General features: G+C 66.6%; 16 protein-coding genes. 14 read left to right on the top strand and 2 right to left on the bottom strand.

Annotation, left to right across the window (positions count from 1 at the left end; all coding sequences use genetic code 11):
* Positions 1-23 precede the first annotated feature (23 nt).
* From AC3WQY_RS03030 to AC3WQY_RS03020, 3 genes are read left to right on the top strand one after another with little or no spacing between them, the layout of a single operon-like run.
* Positions 24-1172 (top strand): GNVR domain-containing protein, encoded by a 1149-nt coding sequence (locus AC3WQY_RS03030; RefSeq protein WP_285231061.1) that lies wholly within the window; start codon positions 24-26, stop codon positions 1170-1172.
* Positions 1173-1210: 38 nt separating this feature from the next.
* Positions 1211-2305, top strand: coding sequence for an MraY family glycosyltransferase (locus tag AC3WQY_RS03025; RefSeq protein ID WP_492705670.1), 1095 nt, complete (start codon positions 1211-1213; stop codon positions 2303-2305).
* Positions 2306-2353: 48 nt separating this feature from the next.
* Positions 2354-3835 carry a DEAD/DEAH box helicase gene (locus AC3WQY_RS03020; protein ID WP_285231063.1) on the top strand — a complete coding sequence of 494 codons (1482 nt, stop codon included), beginning with the start codon at positions 2354-2356 and terminating at the stop codon, positions 3833-3835.
* On the opposite strand, the gene AC3WQY_RS03015 is transcribed toward AC3WQY_RS03020, so the two are convergent.
* Together AC3WQY_RS03015 and AC3WQY_RS03010 are read right to left on the bottom strand one after the other, a co-directional pair.
* Complete coding sequence (locus tag AC3WQY_RS03015; RefSeq protein WP_492705667.1) at positions 3836-4612, bottom strand: SAM-dependent methyltransferase; 777 nt, start codon at positions 4610-4612, stop codon at positions 3836-3838.
* Positions 4609-5217: a Maf family nucleotide pyrophosphatase gene (locus AC3WQY_RS03010; RefSeq protein WP_492705665.1), complete on the bottom strand. Its 609-nt coding sequence runs from the start codon at positions 5215-5217 to the stop codon at positions 4609-4611. The genes AC3WQY_RS03015 and AC3WQY_RS03010 overlap by 4 nt, the downstream gene beginning before the upstream one ends.
* A 38-nt stretch (positions 5218-5255) precedes the next feature.
* Between AC3WQY_RS03010 and AC3WQY_RS03005 the strand changes: the two genes are divergently transcribed.
* The 11 genes from AC3WQY_RS03005 to lepA all read left to right on the top strand — a co-directional run bounded on the left by AC3WQY_RS03005 (position 5256) and on the right by lepA (position 16287).
* On the top strand, positions 5256-5819 hold the full coding sequence (locus AC3WQY_RS03005) for a YceD family protein (RefSeq protein ID WP_492705663.1): 564 nt from the start codon (positions 5256-5258) through the stop codon (positions 5817-5819).
* Between the two features lie 191 nt (positions 5820-6010).
* Positions 6011-6196: a 50S ribosomal protein L32 gene (rpmF, locus tag AC3WQY_RS03000; RefSeq protein ID WP_285231067.1), complete on the top strand. Its 186-nt coding sequence runs from the start codon at positions 6011-6013 to the stop codon at positions 6194-6196.
* Between the two features lie 225 nt (positions 6197-6421).
* Positions 6422-7546 carry a phosphate acyltransferase PlsX gene (gene plsX, locus AC3WQY_RS02995; RefSeq protein WP_285231068.1) on the top strand — a complete coding sequence of 375 codons (1125 nt, stop codon included), beginning with the start codon at positions 6422-6424 and terminating at the stop codon, positions 7544-7546.
* Positions 7543-8556, top strand: coding sequence for a beta-ketoacyl-ACP synthase III (locus AC3WQY_RS02990; protein ID WP_492705660.1), 1014 nt, complete (start codon positions 7543-7545; stop codon positions 8554-8556). The genes plsX and AC3WQY_RS02990 overlap by 4 nt, the downstream gene beginning before the upstream one ends.
* A gap of 25 nt (positions 8557-8581) precedes the next feature.
* The gene (gene fabD, locus AC3WQY_RS02985) at positions 8582-9523 is read left to right on the top strand and encodes an ACP S-malonyltransferase (RefSeq protein WP_492705658.1); all 942 of its coding nucleotides are present in this window, start codon (positions 8582-8584) and stop codon (positions 9521-9523) included.
* Positions 9524-9529: 6 nt separating this feature from the next.
* On the top strand, positions 9530-10267 hold the full coding sequence (fabG, locus tag AC3WQY_RS02980) for a 3-oxoacyl-ACP reductase FabG (RefSeq protein WP_492705656.1): 738 nt from the start codon (positions 9530-9532) through the stop codon (positions 10265-10267).
* 177 nt (positions 10268-10444) lie between these two features.
* Positions 10445-10684, top strand: coding sequence for an acyl carrier protein (gene acpP, locus AC3WQY_RS02975; RefSeq protein ID WP_058936430.1), 240 nt, complete (start codon positions 10445-10447; stop codon positions 10682-10684).
* Positions 10685-10731: 47 nt separating this feature from the next.
* The gene (gene fabF / locus AC3WQY_RS02970; protein ID WP_285231072.1) at positions 10732-11976 is read left to right on the top strand and encodes a beta-ketoacyl-ACP synthase II; all 1245 of its coding nucleotides are present in this window, start codon (positions 10732-10734) and stop codon (positions 11974-11976) included.
* 152 nt (positions 11977-12128) lie between these two features.
* Positions 12129-12449, top strand: a complete 321-nt coding sequence (locus tag AC3WQY_RS02965; protein ID WP_492705654.1) for a hypothetical protein — start codon at positions 12129-12131, stop codon at positions 12447-12449.
* 113 nt (positions 12450-12562) lie between these two features.
* On the top strand, positions 12563-13954 hold the full coding sequence (locus AC3WQY_RS02960; RefSeq protein WP_492705653.1) for a DegQ family serine endoprotease: 1392 nt from the start codon (positions 12563-12565) through the stop codon (positions 13952-13954).
* Between the two features lie 524 nt (positions 13955-14478).
* Positions 14479-16287 carry a translation elongation factor 4 gene (gene lepA / locus AC3WQY_RS02955; RefSeq protein WP_492705651.1) on the top strand — a complete coding sequence of 603 codons (1809 nt, stop codon included), beginning with the start codon at positions 14479-14481 and terminating at the stop codon, positions 16285-16287.
* The last annotated feature ends 7 nt before the right edge of the window (positions 16288-16294 follow it).

The raw sequence follows: 16294 nt of genomic DNA, 5'->3' as shown, positions 1-16294 counted from the left end.
CAGCCTTGAATTCGACTAACCCCATGAGTTCGCAGGCAGGGCCTGCGGGTGCCGACGGCCTGGACCTGGTGCTGGAACTGGCGCGTCACACGCGCAAGATCGTCGGCGCCTCCTTCCTGATCGGCTGCCTGGCGCTGGGTGCGACCTATCTGGTCAAGCCCACCTTCACCGCGGCGGTGGTGCTCTTGCCGCCGCAGCAGCAGCAGTCGCTGGCGACCTCGGCGCTATCGTCGCTGGGCGCCTTGGCGGGCCTGGCCGGCGGCGCGGCTGGCATCAAGAGCCCGATGGATCAATACGTGGCCCTGCTGCAGAGCACCACCGTGGCCGACCGCCTGATCGAGCGTTTCAAGCTGGCCGAGGTCTACGACGAGGAACTGCGCTCGGATGTGCGGCGCCGTTTCTGGGCCAATCTGCGGGTGGCGGCCGGGCGGCGCGATGGCCTGATCACGATCGAGTTCGATGACAAGGACGCGCAGCGCGCCGCCGCGCTGGCCAATGCCAGTGTCGACGAGTTCCGGCGCATCACCTCCGAGCTGGCGATCACCGAAGCGCAGCAGCGCAAGGTCTTCTTCGAGAAGCATCTGAGCGAAACCAAGCAACGCCTCGCCGCTGCCCAGCAGGGGCTGGCGGACAGCGGCATCTCCACCGGCGCCTTGAAGGCAGAGCCCAAGGCGGCCGCCGAGGGCTATGCCAAGCTGAAGGCCGAGTACACCGCCGCGCAGGTGCGCCTGCAGGCCATGCTCAGCAACTTCACGGCCAATGCGCCCGAGGTGATGCAGCAGCAGTCCGGCATGGCGGCGCTGAAGGCGCAACTGGACAAGCTGGAGAGTGCCGGCAACGCCGCGCCCGACAATGGCGCCGGCTACATCAGCAAGTACCGCGAGTACAAGTACCAGGAAACCCTGTTCGAGCTGTTCTCGCGCCAGTACGAATTGGCGCGCGTGGACGAGAGCCGCGAGGGTGGTCTTGTGCAGGTGGTGGATGCCGCCCAGGTGCCGGACAAGAAGAGCAAGCCCAAGCGCGCGGTGATCGCGCTTTCGGCCACGCTGGTGAGCGGCGTGCTGATGGCCTTGTTCGTGTTGATGCGTGCGCGTTGGCGCATGGGCGACAGTACGCCCGAAGAGCGCGCCAAGCTGGGCAAGATCTGGCCGGCTCTGTGGGGGCGTGCGTAAGCGGGGGCCTAACCCCTTCGGAGCCGAACCAAGCCCCCATGTTCTCCACATTTGCCCTGAGCTTCGCGGTCGCGGTGGTGCTGACCCTGCTGATCGTGCGCTCCTCGCGCCTGCATGCGCGGCTCTCGGCGGACCACGATTTTTCCGGTCCGCAGAAGTTCCATGCCCGGCCCGTGCCGCGAGTGGGCGGTATCGGCATCTTTGTCGGGTTCACGGCAGGCGCACTGCTCTGGGCCTACAAATCGGCCGAGGTGCGCGAGCCCACGCTGGCGCTGCTGGTCTGCTCCTTGCCTGCTTTCTGCGCGGGCTTGCTGGAGGACTTCACCAAGCGGATCAGCCCCGCCTGGCGCATGCTGGCGCTGGTGTTGGCGGCCTTCCTGGGGGCCTGGTTGCTGAATGCGCGCATCGGCTACACCTCCATCCCCGGCGTGGATGCCATCGCCGCGACCTCCATCGGCGCGGTCGTGCTGGCAGTGTTCGTGGTTTCGGGCGTGGCCAACTCGATCAACATCATCGACGGCTTCAATGGCCTGGCCTCGATGTGCAGCGTCATCATGCTGACCGGCGTGGCGGCTGTGGCCTTCACCGTTGGTGACCCATGGATTGCCATCAGCGCCCTGCTGGCGGTGGCCGCGACGCTGGGCTTCTTCGTCTGGAACTACCCGATGGGCCTGGTGTTCCTGGGCGACGGCGGGGCCTATTTCCTGGGCTTTGTATTGGCCGAGTTGAGCATCCTGCTGATCGCGCGCAATCCGGATGTCTCGCCACTCTTCCCCTTGCTGCTGTGTGCCTATCCGGTGGTGGAGACGGTGTTCTCGATGTATCGGCGCAAGGTCGTGCGCGGCCGGCCGATGGGCATGCCCGACGGCGTGCACCTGCACAGCCTGATCTATCGCCGCCTGATGCGCTGGGTCATCGGCAGCCGCGACGCCAAGGTGCTGACGCGTCGCAACTCGCTCACCGCGCCCTATCTATGGGTGGTGTGTTCCTTCTCCACCATCCCGGCGGTGATCTGGTGGGATGACACCGGCGCGCTGGCGATTGCGCTGCTGCTGTTCGCGCTGGCCTATGTGAGCACCTATTGGCGCATCGTGCGTTTCCGCACGCCGCGCTGGCTCGTCTTCAAGCGCTGAATTCGGTGAAAACCCGAGGTATCGCGCTCTCAGGCGATAATCGAGGTCATGACCGACATTAAAGAGAACGAAGTCGCTGCCGATCCGACGCCTGCGCGCTTCGATACGCTGCCCCTGGACGCCAAGCTCTTGCGAGCCGTGGATGACTCCGGCTACACCAGCATGACGCCCATCCAGGCCAAGGCCATCCCCATCGTGCTGGCGGGCCAGGATGTGATGGGCGCGGCCCAGACCGGCACCGGCAAGACGGCAGCGTTCTCCATCCCCCTGCTGCAGCGCATGCTCAAGCATGAGAACAGCAGTGCCTCGCCGGCCCGCCACCCGGTGCGCGCGCTGGTGCTGGCGCCCACGCGGGAGCTGGCCGATCAGGTGGCCAACAACGTCAAGGCCTATTCCAAGCACACCAATCTGCGCGTGGCCTGCGTGTTCGGCGGCATCGACATGAAGCCGCAGACGCTGCAGCTGAAGGCTGGCGTCGAGGTGCTGATCGCCACGCCGGGCCGTCTGCTGGACCACATCGAGGCCAAGAATGCGGTGCTGAACCAGGTCGAGTACGTGGTGCTGGACGAGGCCGACCGCATGCTGGACATCGGTTTCCTGCCCGACCTGCAGCGCATCCTCAGCTACTTGCCCAAGACGCGCCAGACCCTGCTGTTCTCGGCCACCTTCTCGCCCGAGATCAAGCGCCTGGCCGAAAGCTATCTGCAGAACCCGCAGCTGGTGGAAGTGGCGCGCCCGAACGCCACCGCCACCAATGTGGAACAGCTGTTCTACAGCGTCACCGATGACGAGAAGCGCCCGGCGGTGCTGAAGGTGCTGCGCGAGCGCAGCATCAAGCAGGCCATCGTGTTCGTGAACTCCAAGCTGGGCTGTGCACGCCTGGCGCGTTCCTTCGAGCGCGACGGTCTGCGCACCAATGCCCTGCATGGCGACAAGTCGCAGGACGAGCGCCTGAAGGCGCTGGAAGCCTTCAAGCGCGGCGAGGTCGATGTGCTGGTGTGTACCGATGTGGCCGCACGCGGCCTCGACATCGCCGATCTGCCCGCCGTCTTCAACTTCGACGTGCCCTTCAATGCCGAAGACTATGTGCACCGCATCGGCCGTACCGGCCGCGCCGGCGCATCGGGTGTTGCGGTGACCCTTGTGGGCAAATCGGATGCGCGTCTGATCGCCGACATCGAGAAGCTGATCAAGAAGAAGATCGACCTGGATGCGATCGAGCTCGACGAGGAGCGGCCGCGCCGCCCGCGTCGCGAATACGAGGACCGTCCGGCCGAGCCGATGGCAGCCGCGCCGGCCGCCCCGCGCCCCAGCTACCGCGCGCCCGCGGCGCCGCGTGACCCGCTGTTCGACCAGCCCTATGAGGCGCGCAACAACGGTGAGGCGGCGGCCTGGGAAAAGACTCCTGCCAATGCCGCATCGGTGGGCAAGGGCCTGTCGAGCTACATCAAGCCCAAGAAGAAGGTGGCGGCGCTGTTCGGTGCCAAGCGTGCGCCGGTGGCCGAAGCCACCGAGACCGCCGAGTCCTGATCAGGCCAAGAGGGCAAACACCGCCGGCACCTTGTCCGGCAAGCTGCCCGGCTGCTGCTTGCGCCATTCGGCCACGCTGGCGCTGCGCGTCCAGCCCTGCGCCAGGCTGATGCCGCAGCTGATCGACAGGCGCGTGCCCGGCTTCAGTTGCGTCAGCAAGGCCTCCAGCAGGGCGCTGTTGCGGTAGGGCGTCTCTATCATCAGCTGAGTCTGCTGCTGGCGCAGCGATTGCGCCTCCAGCTCGCGGATGCGCGCGCCGCGCTGTGCCGCGTCCACCGGCAGATAGCCCACGAAGGCAAAGCTCTGGCCGTTCAGGCCGCTGGCGGCCAGGGCCAGCAGCAGCGAGCTGGGCCCGCTCATGGGCACCACCTCGATGCCCGCGGCATGCGCTGCCGCCACCAAGATCGCGCCCGGGTCTGCCACGGCCGGCAGGCCGGCCTCGGAGATCAGGCCCAGATCGTGGCCCGCCAGGGCAGGGGCCAGCAGCGCCTGCCAGGCCTTGTCGGTCTCGGGCGTCGGCTTGTGCTGGCCTTTGGGCGGCCGCGGCAACTCATTGATCTGCAGCTGCTGCAGCGGCTGTGCCAAGGGGCAGATGGCATCGACCCGCTTCAAGAAGGCGCGCGTGGTCTTGGCATTCTCGGCCGCCCAGTGGGTGAGGCGCGCAGCGGTGTTGATGACCTGCTCGGGCAGCACCTCGCGCAGGTCCACCGCAGCCCCTTCGACACCGAAGTCGAGTGTGTTTGGCACCAGGAAAAGGCGCCCCAGCCGCCCGCTCATCGTGCAGCTCCATGCAGCAGCGGGTCGAGGCCGGCCCGGCGCAGCAACTGCGCCGTGCGTATCAGCGGCAGGCCGATCAGGGCCGTCGGGTCGTCGGATTCGATCGCGGCGAGCAGGCTGATGCCCAGGCCTTCGGACTTGGCGCTGCCGGCGCAGTCATAGGGCTGCTCGGCGTGCAGGTAGTTGTCGATCTCGGCATCGCTGAGTTCGCGGAAGCGCACCCGTACCGGGGCCAGGTCTTGCGCTGCAAAGTCGCTCGCCCGGCAGACCACGGCCAGGGCGGTCTGGAACACCACGCTGCGGCCGCTCATGCTGCGCAGCTGCGCCTGCGCGCGCGCATGCGTGCCGGGCTTGCCTATGCTTTGGCCGTCCAGATCGGCTACCTGGTCCGACCCTATCACCACGGCGTCGGGGAAGCGTGCGGCCACGGCCTGCGCCTTGGCCAGGGCCAGTCTGTTGGCCAGGGCGGCGGGCGTTTCGCCGGGCAGCGGGCTTTCGTCCACCTCGGGCGAGCAGACGTCGAAGGGCAGGCGCAGGCGCTCCAACAGTTCGCGGCGGTAGCGCGAGGTGGAGGCCAGGATCAGGGGGCGGGGCAGGATGCTCATGGGGCGGATTGTCCCATCGGCGCCCTTACACTTGCGGCATGAAAGAGCGAGTTGTTGACCCCCTCAAGCTGGATGTCGAGGCCTTTGCCCGCGATGGCGCCAGCCTGCAGGGAAGCTGGCCTGCCAGCACGTTGGAGCGCATCGCCGAGAGCGCGGCGCCCGAGGCGCCCGTAGGCGATTGGCCGCCGGTGCAATGGACGGTGCGCGGCGAGCGCCGCACTCCGCGTGGCGGCGAGGCCGAGATCTGGCTGCATCTGGAGGCCGATGCCCGCGCGCAGCTGACCTGCCAGCGTTGCCTGAAGCCGGTGGAGGCGCATGTGGCGTTCGCGCGCTGGTTCCGCTTTGTGCGCGACGAGGCCGTGGCCGCCGAGCTGGATGCCGACAGCGAGGAGGACGTGCTGACCCTCACGCGCCATCTGGATCTGCGCGAGCTGGTGGAAGACGAGTTGCTGCTGGAGCTGCCCCTGGTGCCGCGCCACGATAGCTGCCCGGAGCCGCTGCCGCGCCCGCTGGAAGACGAGGACGATGCGGCCATCGAAGAGGAGCGGCCGAATCCCTTCGCCGCCCTGGCGGCGCTGAAGGGCAAGGGCCGCGCGCAGTAAGCCGCTCGCCGGGCTTTCTTCCGGGCCGGAAGCCGTGCTAGAATCGCGGGCTTTCCCGGTTCATCAATCGCAAATTTGATTTACCGGGACGCCGAGGCGTCGGTGGCGGGCTGGTCTTTTTGCATCTAGGGTGCAGCAAGACACCGTGACCCGCCGAGCAAGCCTCAATCACCGAAGCCGAAGGAGAAATCATGGCCGTTCAGCAAAACAAGAAGTCGCCGTCCAAGCGCGGTATGCACCGTTCGCACAATGCCCTGGTTACTCCGGGCACCGCCGTCGAGCCCACCACGGGCGAAGTGCACCTGCGTCACCACATCAGCCCCAATGGCTTCTACCGTGGCCGCAAGGTCCTGAAGACCAAGGCTGACGCCTCCTAAGACATGGCTGGCTGCGGCCGCCCCGGCGCGCCGCACGCACTTCGCATGTTTGTACAAAGCCCGGCTCATCGCTTGCGCGTTGCCGGGCTTTTGTGCTGTCTGGTCGCTGTAATCGGGGCGCCGCGCCCGTCACCTGGTCTGCGGGTGCGCCCGCTTGTTCCTGTCATGCGCCTCGCGTAAGGTCGCCGGCTTGACGCCAGGCTCCGCTGCACACCTCCCGTTCCCATGTCTTCTTCCGTCCCCATTCAGCCCGCCGATGGCGTGGTGCGCCTCTCCGTCGATTGCATGGGCGGCGACCACGGCCCGAGCGTGACCCTGCCGGCCTGTCGCGCCTTTCTTGCGGCGCATCCGCAGGCCGAGCTGCTGCTGGTCGGGCGTGGCGAGGCGCTGGCCGAAGCCAAGGCCTGGCCGCGCTGCACCGTCGTGCCCGCCACCGAGGTGGTGGAGATGGACGATCCGCTCGAAGTCGCCTTGCGTCGCAAGAAGGATTCGTCGATGCGCGTGGCCATCAACCAGCTGAAGGCGGTGGATGGCGTGGCGGCGGCGCATGCCTGCGTCTCGGCCGGCAATACCGGCGCCCTGATGGCGGTGGCGCGCTATGTGCTCAAGACCCTGGAAGGCATCGATCGCCCGGCGATTGCCAGCGTGATGCCCAACCAGCGCGGCGGCTTCACCACCATGCTGGACCTGGGTGCCAATGTCGACTGCAGCGCCGAGCATCTGCTGCAGTTTGCGGTGATGGGGTCGGCTCTGGTGTCCGCCGTCGATGGCAAGGCCGAGCCCAGCGTCGGCCTGCTCAATATCGGCGAAGAGGTCATCAAGGGCAATGAGACCATCAAGCGCGCCGGCGAGTTGCTGCGTCAGGCCGCGGCCGCGGGCCAGCTGAACTTCTACGGCAACGTGGAAGGCAACGATATTTTCAAGGGTACGACCGATCTGGTGGTCTGCGATGGTTTCGTCGGCAATGTGGCGCTCAAGACCGCCGAAGGCCTGGCCACCATGATGACCACCTTCATCAAGCTGGAGTTCGGCCGCAACCTGCTCACCAAGCTGATCGCGCTGCTGGCGTTGCCGGTGTTGCAACGCTTCAAGAACCGCGTCGACCATCGCCGTCTGAACGGCGCGGCCCTGCTGGGTCTGCGCGGGCTGGTGTTCAAGAGTCATGGCTCGGCCGACGCCCTGGCCTTCGAGACGGCCTTGAACAGGGCGTATGATGCCGCCCGCAACCGGTTGCTGGACCGGGTTCACGACCGCATCATCGCCACGCTGCAAGCCATGCCCGCACAGACGGGCGAGCCCGCGCCCGGCGATGCAGGAGACAAGGTGGCCAGCGCCGCCCAAGCTGCATGACGACTACTAGCGCCACCCCCATCGGAACATCGGCCCCCCGCTTCGCCCGCATCCTCGGTACGGGCAGTTACCTCCCTCCCAAGCGCCTGACGAATGCCGAGCTGGCTGCGCAGCTGGCCAAGGATGGCATCGAAACCTCGGATGAGTGGATCGTCGAGCGCACCGGCATCCGGGCGCGTCACTTTGCCGACGCGGGTGTCGCGGCCAGCGATCTGGCCTTGCCGGCGGCGCGCGCCGCGCTCGAGGCGGCCGGCATCGCCGCCAGCGAGATCGATCTCATCATCGTCGCCACCTCCACGCCGGACATGGTGTTCCCGTCCACCGCCTGCCTGCTGCAGCACAAGCTGGGCATCGCGGGCGGCGCGGCCTTCGACGTGCAGGCGGTCTGCTCGGGCTTTGTCTATGCCCTGACAGTGGCCGATTCGATGATCAAGACCGGCGCTGCCAACAAGGCCCTGGTGGTCGGCGCCGAGGTGTTCTCGCGCATCCTGGACTTCAAGGATCGCACCACCTGCGTGCTGTTTGGCGACGGCGCCGGTGCCGTGGTGCTAGGCGCCAGCGCCACCCCCGGCATCCTCGCCAGCGAGCTGCATGCCGATGGCAGCCATGCCAACATCCTGTGCGTGCCGGGCACCGTCGCCGGTGGCCAGGTGCTGGGCGATCCGCTGCTCAAGATGGACGGCCAGGCCGTGTTCAAGCTGGCCGTGGGCGTGCTCGAGAAGGTGGCGCGCTCGGTGCTGGCCAAGGCCGGCCGCAGCGATGCCGACATCGACTGGCTGATCCCGCACCAGGCCAATATCCGCATCATGCAGGGCACGGCCAAGAAGCTGAAGATGCCCATGGACAAGCTCATCGTCACGGTGCACGAGCATGGCAATACCTCGGCGGCCTCGATTCCGCTGGCGTTGGACGTGGCGGTGCGCAGCGGCAAGATCAAGTCGGGTGACACCGTGATGCTGGAAGGCGTGGGCGGTGGCTTCACCTGGGGTGCCGTGCTGCTCGACTTCTAAGAACTCAAGGAAACGAGACATCAAGATGAGTGCGAACTTTGCATTCGTGTTCCCCGGCCAGGGCTCGCAGGCCGTGGGCATGCTGGACGCCTGGGGTGATCACCCCGCGGTGAAGCAAACGCTGGACGAGGCCTCGGCCGCGCTGGGCGAAGACATCGCCGCGCTGATCAAACAAGGCCCCAAGGAGCAGCTGGACCTCACCACCAACACCCAGCCGGTGATGCTCACCGCGGGCATTGCCTGCTATCGCGCCTGGATCGCCGAGACCGGCCTGACCCCGGCCGCCGCCGCCGGCCATTCGCTGGGCGAGTACACCGCGCTGGTGGCTGCCGGCGCCCTGAGCCTGGCGCAGGCCCTGCCGCTGGTGCGCTTCCGCGCCCAGGCCATGCAGCAAGCCGTGCCGGTGGGCGTGGGCGCGATGGCCGCCATCCTGGGCCTGGAGGCTCAGGCCGTGCGTGAAGGCTGTGCCCAGGCCGCCGCCGCGGTGGGCGAGGCCGTCGAGGCGGTGAATTTCAACGACCCCAAGCAGACCGTGATTGCCGGTACCAAGGCCGGCGTCGAGAAGGCCTGCGAGCTGCTCAAGGCGACGGGTGCCAAGCGCGCGCTGCTGCTGCCGGTGTCGGCGCCCTTCCACAGCAGCCTGATGAAGCCGGCTGCGGAGGCCTTGAAGGCCAAGCTGGCGGCCACCGAGTTCGGGGCCCTGCAGTTTCCCGTCATCAACAACATCGACGTGGCCGTGGCCAGCGACGCCGATGCCCTGCGCGATGCCCTTTACCGCCAGGCCTTCGGCCCGGTGCGCTGGGTCGAGGTGGTGCAGGCCTTGAAGGCCCGCGGCCTGAGTCACATCATCGAGTGCGGCCCTGGCAAGGTGCTGGCCGGCATGGCCAAGCGCATCGATGCCGAGATCGTCAGCACCACGGTGCTGGACCCGGCTTCGCTGGCCGAAGCCAAGACCCTGCTGGGCTGAAACATCATGAGTGAATCCAAGCAAGTTGCCCTCGTCACCGGCGCCAGCCGCGGCATCGGACGCGCCATCGCGCTGACCCTGGCCGAGCAGGGCTATACCGTCATTGGCACGGCCACCAGCGAGTCCGGCGCCGCCGCCATCACGGCCGCCCTGGCGCCCCTGGGCGGCCGCGGCATGAACCTGAATGTGAACGACGCGGCGGCCGTGGAAGCGGCCGTGGACGAGATCGTCAAGGCGGACGGCGGCCTGCAGGTGCTGGTCAACAACGCCGGCATCACGCGCGACACCCTGTCCATGCGCATGAAGGACGAGGACTGGGATGCGGTGCTGGACACCAATCTCAAGGCGGTGTTCCGCATGAGCCGTGCGGTGATGCGCACGATGATGAAGCAGCGCTACGGCCGCATCGTCAACATCACCTCGGTGGTGGGTGCCTCCGGCAATGCCGGTCAGGCCAACTATGCCGCCGCTAAGGCCGGCGTGGCGGGCATGACGCGTGCGCTGGCGCGCGAGCTCGGCAGCCGCGGCATCACGGTGAACTGCATCGCCCCCGGCTTCATCGCCACCGACATGACCGAGGTGCTGCCCGAGGCCCAGAAGGCCGCCCTGCTGGCCCAGATTCCGCTGGGTCGCCTGGGCGAGCCCAAGGAAATCGCCGACGCGGTGGCCTTTCTGGCCTCCAAGGCGGCTGGCTACATCACCGGCACCGAGCTGCATGTCAATGGCGGCATGTACATGAGCTGAACTGTTTAGCGGCGCGACACCCTGTGTTGCGCCCACCGGATTCGCCCGGCCGGTGAGGGCCTGCTAGAGTGCGGGTCGCAGTGCTGTCAGCCTGCGTCCGCCACCCCGCGCTAGGGGTGGCACTCTAGAGGCCTTAGAATCCCGGGCTGTTCCTTGCAATCCACTCCTGGAGGAGTCATGAGCGATATCGAAGCACGTGTCAAGAAAATCATCGCCGAGCAGCTCGGCGTGCCTGAAGCCGATGTGACCAATGAGAAGGCCTTCGTGGCTGATCTGGGCGCCGATTCTCTGGACACCGTGGAACTGGTGATGGCACTCGAAGACGAGTTCGGCATCGAGATCCCCGACGAAGAAGCCGAGAAGATCACCACGGTGCAGCTGGCGATCGACTACGCCGTCAAGCACCAGAAGGCTTAAGGGCTCAGGCCCTTCAGCGTTTCTTCCTCAACCGATCCCCGTACCGCATGAGCCGTCGTCGCGTCGTCGTCACCGGTCTCGGTCTGATCAGCCCCGTGGGCAACACGGTGGCGACAGGCTGGGCCAACATCCTGGCCGGTCAGTCCGGCATCGACCGCATCACCCGCTTTGATGCCTCGGCCTATGCCTGCCAGTTCGCAGGCGAGGTCAAGGGCTTCGACGTGGCTGAATACATGTCCACCAAGGAAGCGCGGACCATGGACCGCTTCATCCACTACGGATTGGCGGCATCGATTCAGGCGGTGCAGGATGCGGGCTTGCCGACCGGCGACGCCCTCACCGAAGAGCAGGCCGAGCGCATCGGCGTGCTGGTTGGATCGGGCATCGGTGGTCTGCCGATGATCGAGGAAACGCATGCGGAGTTGACGGCGCGGGGCCCGCGCCGCATCTCTCCGTTCTTTGTGCCGGCCTCGATCATCAACATGATCTCGGGTCATGTGTCGATCAGGTTCGGTTTCCAGGGACCGAACCTGGGCATCGTCACGGCCTGCACGACCGGCTTGCACAGCATCGGTGAAGCCGGACGGCTGATTGAATACGGCGATGTGGACGTGATGGTGGCCGGCGGTGCCGAGTCGACCGTCTCGCCGCTGGGCGTGGGCGGCTTTGCGGCCGCACGCGCGCTCTCCACGCGCAACGATGATCCCAAGACGGCCTCGCGCCCCTGGGACAAGGATCGCGACGGCTTCGTGCTGGGCGAGGGCGCCGGTGTGGTGGTGCTGGAAGAGTACGAGCACGCCAAGAAGCGCGGCGCCAAGATCTACTGCGAGCTGGTCGGTTTCGGCATGGGCGCGGATGCCTACCATATGACCGCTCCCAATGTGGACGGCCCCAAGCGCTCGATGCGCGCGGCGCTGCGCAATGCCGGGCTGAACCCCGATCAGGTCAACTACATGAATGCCCACGGCACCTCGACGCCGCTGGGTGACGTGAACGAAACCAACGCCATCAAGCTGGCCTTTGGCGACCACGCCAAGCAGCTGGTGGTCTCGTCCACCAAGTCCATGACCGGCCATCTGCTGGGTGGCGCGGGTGGCATCGAGTCGGTGTTCACGGTGCTGGCGGTGCGCGATCAGATCGCGCCGCCCACTATCAACCTCTTCAACCAGGATCCCGAGTGCGACCTGGACTACTGCGCCAACACCGCGCGGGAGATGAAGATCGAATATGCGGCCAAGAACAATTTCGGCTTCGGCGGCACCAACGGTACGCTGATCTTCAAGCGCATCTGAGGCCGTGGGCGATGCGGTCGGCCCTGCGCCATCCGCCTGCCTTCAGCGTCACGCTCAACCCAGATCCTGCTTGGCGGGCTCTGGGTTGTGTGCTTTCAGGGCTGGCTGTTGCGGGCCTGGTGGCGACGCTGCTGCAACACCTGACCCCGACCTTGGCTGCCCCGGCATGTGCCGCCGCGCTGCTGCTGGCGGCTGCCGCTGCGGCCTGGCTGGCGCGCACCCTGGGCTGCCGGGACTATCGCTACCGCCTGCGCTGGGACGGGCAGGCCTGGTGGCTGGCCAGCGGCGAGCAGCCGGAATTGCCGGTACGCGTCAGCGTTGCGATGGATCTGGATCACTGGCTGCTGTTGCGGGCACAGCGCCCCGGTTGGCGCCTCGCCTGGTGGCCGCTCTATCTGCCCCTGGCTGAGGCGGCGGCGCAAGCGCATTGGCCGGAACTGCGCGCCACGCTGTTCGCCGCCAGCCAGGCATGACTTCGGTGCACCGGGGGGTGAGTGCCGGCACAATCGGCCTACCAGTTTTTGCGAGGCCATGTGCCATGTTGCTCAGCCAGCCGGTCCGACGCTTTTTCCTTCTCCTGCCGCTGATGGCTGCCGCCCTGCAGCTGCAGCTGCAGCTGCAGCCCGTGCAGGCGCAGACCGCGCCCGTCCAGCCGGCCCTGCCCGACTTCACCCAGCTGGTGGAGCGCGTGGGCCCGGCGGTCGTCAACATCCGCACCTCGGAGCGGCTCAAGGCCAACCCCAATATGCCGGAGCTGGACGAGCAGATGCTCGAGTTTCTGCGCCGCTTCGGCATCCCGGCGCCGAACCAGCGCCGCGGTGCGCCGCGTGGCGACGACGATCAACCGCAACGCCGCGGGGTCGGCTCGGGCTTTCTGATCAGCACCGACGGTTATGTGATGACCAATGCCCATGTGGTGGACGGTGCCGACGAGCTGCTGGTGACGCTGACCGACAAGCGCGAGTTCAAGGCCAAGCTGATCGGCACCGATGCCCGCACGGACGTGGCGGTGGTGAAGATCGAGGCCGCCGGCCTGCCGGCGGTGAAGCTCGGCGACGTCAGCAAGCTCAAGGTGGGCGAATGGGTGCTGGCCATCGGTTCGCCCTTTGGTTTCGACAACACCGTCACCGCCGGCATCGTCAGTGCCAAGGCGCGCGACACCGGCGATTTCCTGCCCTTCATCCAGACCGACGTTGCCATCAACCCGGGCAATTCGGGCGGGCCGCTGCTGAATATGCGCGGCGAGGTGGTGGGCATCAACTCACAGATCTACAGCCAGTCGGGCGGCTTCATGGGCATCTCTTTTGCGATCCCGATCGACGAGGCGCAGCGCGTGGCCGAGCAGCTGCGCAACGGTGGCCGCGTCATCCGTGGCCGCATCGGCGTCGACCCGGTGGACGTCAGTCGCGAGGTGGCCGAAGCCATCGGCCTTGGCAAGGCAACGGGGGCGATGGTGCGGCGTGTCGTCGAGGGCAGCCCGGCGGAGAAGGCCGGCGTGGAAGGTGGCGATGTGATCGTCAAGTTCGACGGCAGGGCGGTGGAGAAGGCCAGCGACCTGCGCCGCGTCGTCGGTGCCACCAAGCCCGGCAGCAAGGTCAGCCTGCAGGTATTCCGCCGCGGTGCCTACAAGGATCTGCCCATCGTCGTTGGCGAACTGGAGGACGAGAAGCCGCAGCGCGCCAGCGAGGCCGCCCCGAAAGTGGCGCCGGCCCTGGGCCTGACGGTGTCTGATCTGTCCGATGCACAGAAGCGCGAGCTGAAGCTTCGCGGCGGCGTGCGCGTGGATGCGGCCGAGGGCGCGGCAGCACGCGCGGGACTGCGCGAGGGGGATCTGATTCTGGCCCTGGATAATGCCGAGATTGCCAGCGTCAAGCAGTTCCAGGCGGCCATTGCCAAGCTGGACAAGGCCAAGGTCGTGAGCCTGCTGGTGCGGCGCGCCGATGCGGTGAATATCGTGCTGCTGAAGCCGGGGCGCTGAGTGCCGGCGTCCGAGTCTGGTGGCGGGTCTTTCCGTAATGTGGAAATTCAGCGCTGACGGCGTGGCTGGCGCGGCGGTTGCGGCAGGCCGGGTCGGACCCGATCTGGCTTCGTCGGCTGCCTGAGACGGGCGATTGATTCATCGATCGGATAGAATCCTGGCCTTCCAGGGCCGCTTTGCACGCATCGGGACGGGACAATGCGGGCAGGCTTGGACCGCGCCTCAAACATCCACAGGATATCCAGACGGAATTGTGGATAAGTTGTGCATAAGTTTGATGTTGGCGGCCCGCAACGACGGGAAATGCAGCAACGGTGCGGTTTCCAGGCGGGGGCTTTTGGCTACAATGAAGGCCCAACAAGCAGTTGCCATACGTTTTGTTGGAAGGCGCGTCACCGTTTCGACGTGCCTTTTTTTTATGTTCGGCACGGCCCTCCGGGCCTTCACATCGCTTCGCGATATGAGCCTTCCATGCAACGGCTTCGCCGTTGAAGCTTCCGGCCGAACAGACCGCGATTGAGTCCATGAATCACATCCGCAATTTTTCCATCATCGCCCATATCGACCACGGCAAGAGCACGCTGGCGGATCGCATCATTCAGCGTTGCGGGGGGCTCTCGGATCGGGAGATGGAAGCGCAGGTGCTGGACTCGATGGACATCGAGCGCGAGCGCGGTATCACCATCAAGGCGCAGACTGCCGCGCTGCAGTACACCGCCAAGGACGGCAAGACCTACAACCTCAACCTCATCGACACGCCCGGGCATGTGGACTTCTCGTATGAGGTGAGCCGCTCGCTCTCGGCCTGCGAGGGCGCCTTGCTGGTGGTGGACGCCAGCCAGGGCGTGGAGGCGCAGACGGTGGCGAACTGCTACACCGCGCTGGACCTCGGCGTCGAGGTGGTGCCGGTGCTCAACAAGATGGATCTGCCCAATGCCGATCCGGACAATGCCAAGGCCGAGATCGAGGACGTGATCGGCATCGACGCCGACAACGCCATCCCCTGCAGCGCCAAGACCGGCATGGGTATCGACGAGATCCTCGAGGCCGTGATCGCGCGCATGCCACCGCCCAAGGGCGAGGTCGATGCGCCGCTGCGCGCCATGATCATCGACTCCTGGTACGACGCCTATGTGGGCGTGGTGATGCTGGTGCGCGTGGTCGACGGCACGCTGAAGAAGGGCGAGCGCATCCGCATGATGGCGTCCAACGCCGTCTACCCGGCCGACAATCTCGGCGTGTTCTCGCCCAAGTCCGAGCCGCGCGAGCAGCTGAACGCGGGCGAGGTGGGTTTCATCATCGCCGGCATCAAGGAGTTGCAGGCCGCCAAGGTGGGTGACACCATCACGCTGGAAAAGAAGCTGCCCAACAACCTCGGCCCGGCCGAGGAGGCGCTGCCCGGCTTCAAGGAAATCCAGCCCCAGGTGTTCGCGGGCCTGTACCCGACCGAGGCGAGCGAGTACGACTCGCTGCGCGACGCGCTCGAGAAGCTCAAGCTCAACGACTCCTCGCTGCGCTACGAGCCCGAGGTCAGCCAGGCGCTGGGCTTCGGCTTCCGCTGCGGCTTCCTGGGCCTGCTGCACATGGAGATCGTGCAGGAGCGCCTGGAGCGCGAGTTCGACCAGGACCTGATCACCACCGCGCCCAGCGTGGTCTACCAGGTGGTGATCGGCGACGGCACGGTGATCGAGGTCGAGAACCCGTCCAAGATGCCCGAGGTGGGCCAGATCGCCGAGATCCGTGAGCCCATCGTCACCGTGCACCTCTACATGCCGCAGGACTACGTCGGCCCGGTGATGACCCTGGCCAACCTGAAGCGCGGCAGCCAGATCAATATGGCCTACCACGGCCGCCAGGTCATGCTCACCTACGAGATGCCGCTGGCCGAGATCGTGCTGGACTTCTTCGACAAGCTCAAGAGCGTGTCGCGCGGCTACGCCTCGATGGACTACGAGTTCAAGGAATACCGGGCCTCCGATGTGGTGAAGGTCGACATCCTCATCAACGGCGACCGGGTCGACGCGCTGTCCATCATCGTGCACCGCGCGCAGAGCCAGTACCGCGGCCGTGCGGTCGCCGCCAAGATGCGCGAGCAGATCCCGCGTCAGATGTATGACGTGGCGATCCAGGCGGCGATCGGCGCCAACATCATCGCGCGCGAGAACATCAAGGCGATGCGCAAGAACGTGCTGGCAAAATGCTATGGCGGCGACATCACCCGCAAACGCAAGCTGCTGGAAAAGCAGAAGGCGGGCAAGAAGCGCATGAAGCAGATCGGTACCGTCGAGGTGCCGCAGGAAGCCTTCCTCGCCATCCTCCAAGTCGACGATTGAACGAACC

The organism is Roseateles sp. FW301-B2 (assembly GCF_058788955.1).
The sequence above is the reverse complement of the archived record's forward strand: the minus strand, read 5'-3'. Positions and strand labels throughout refer to the sequence as shown.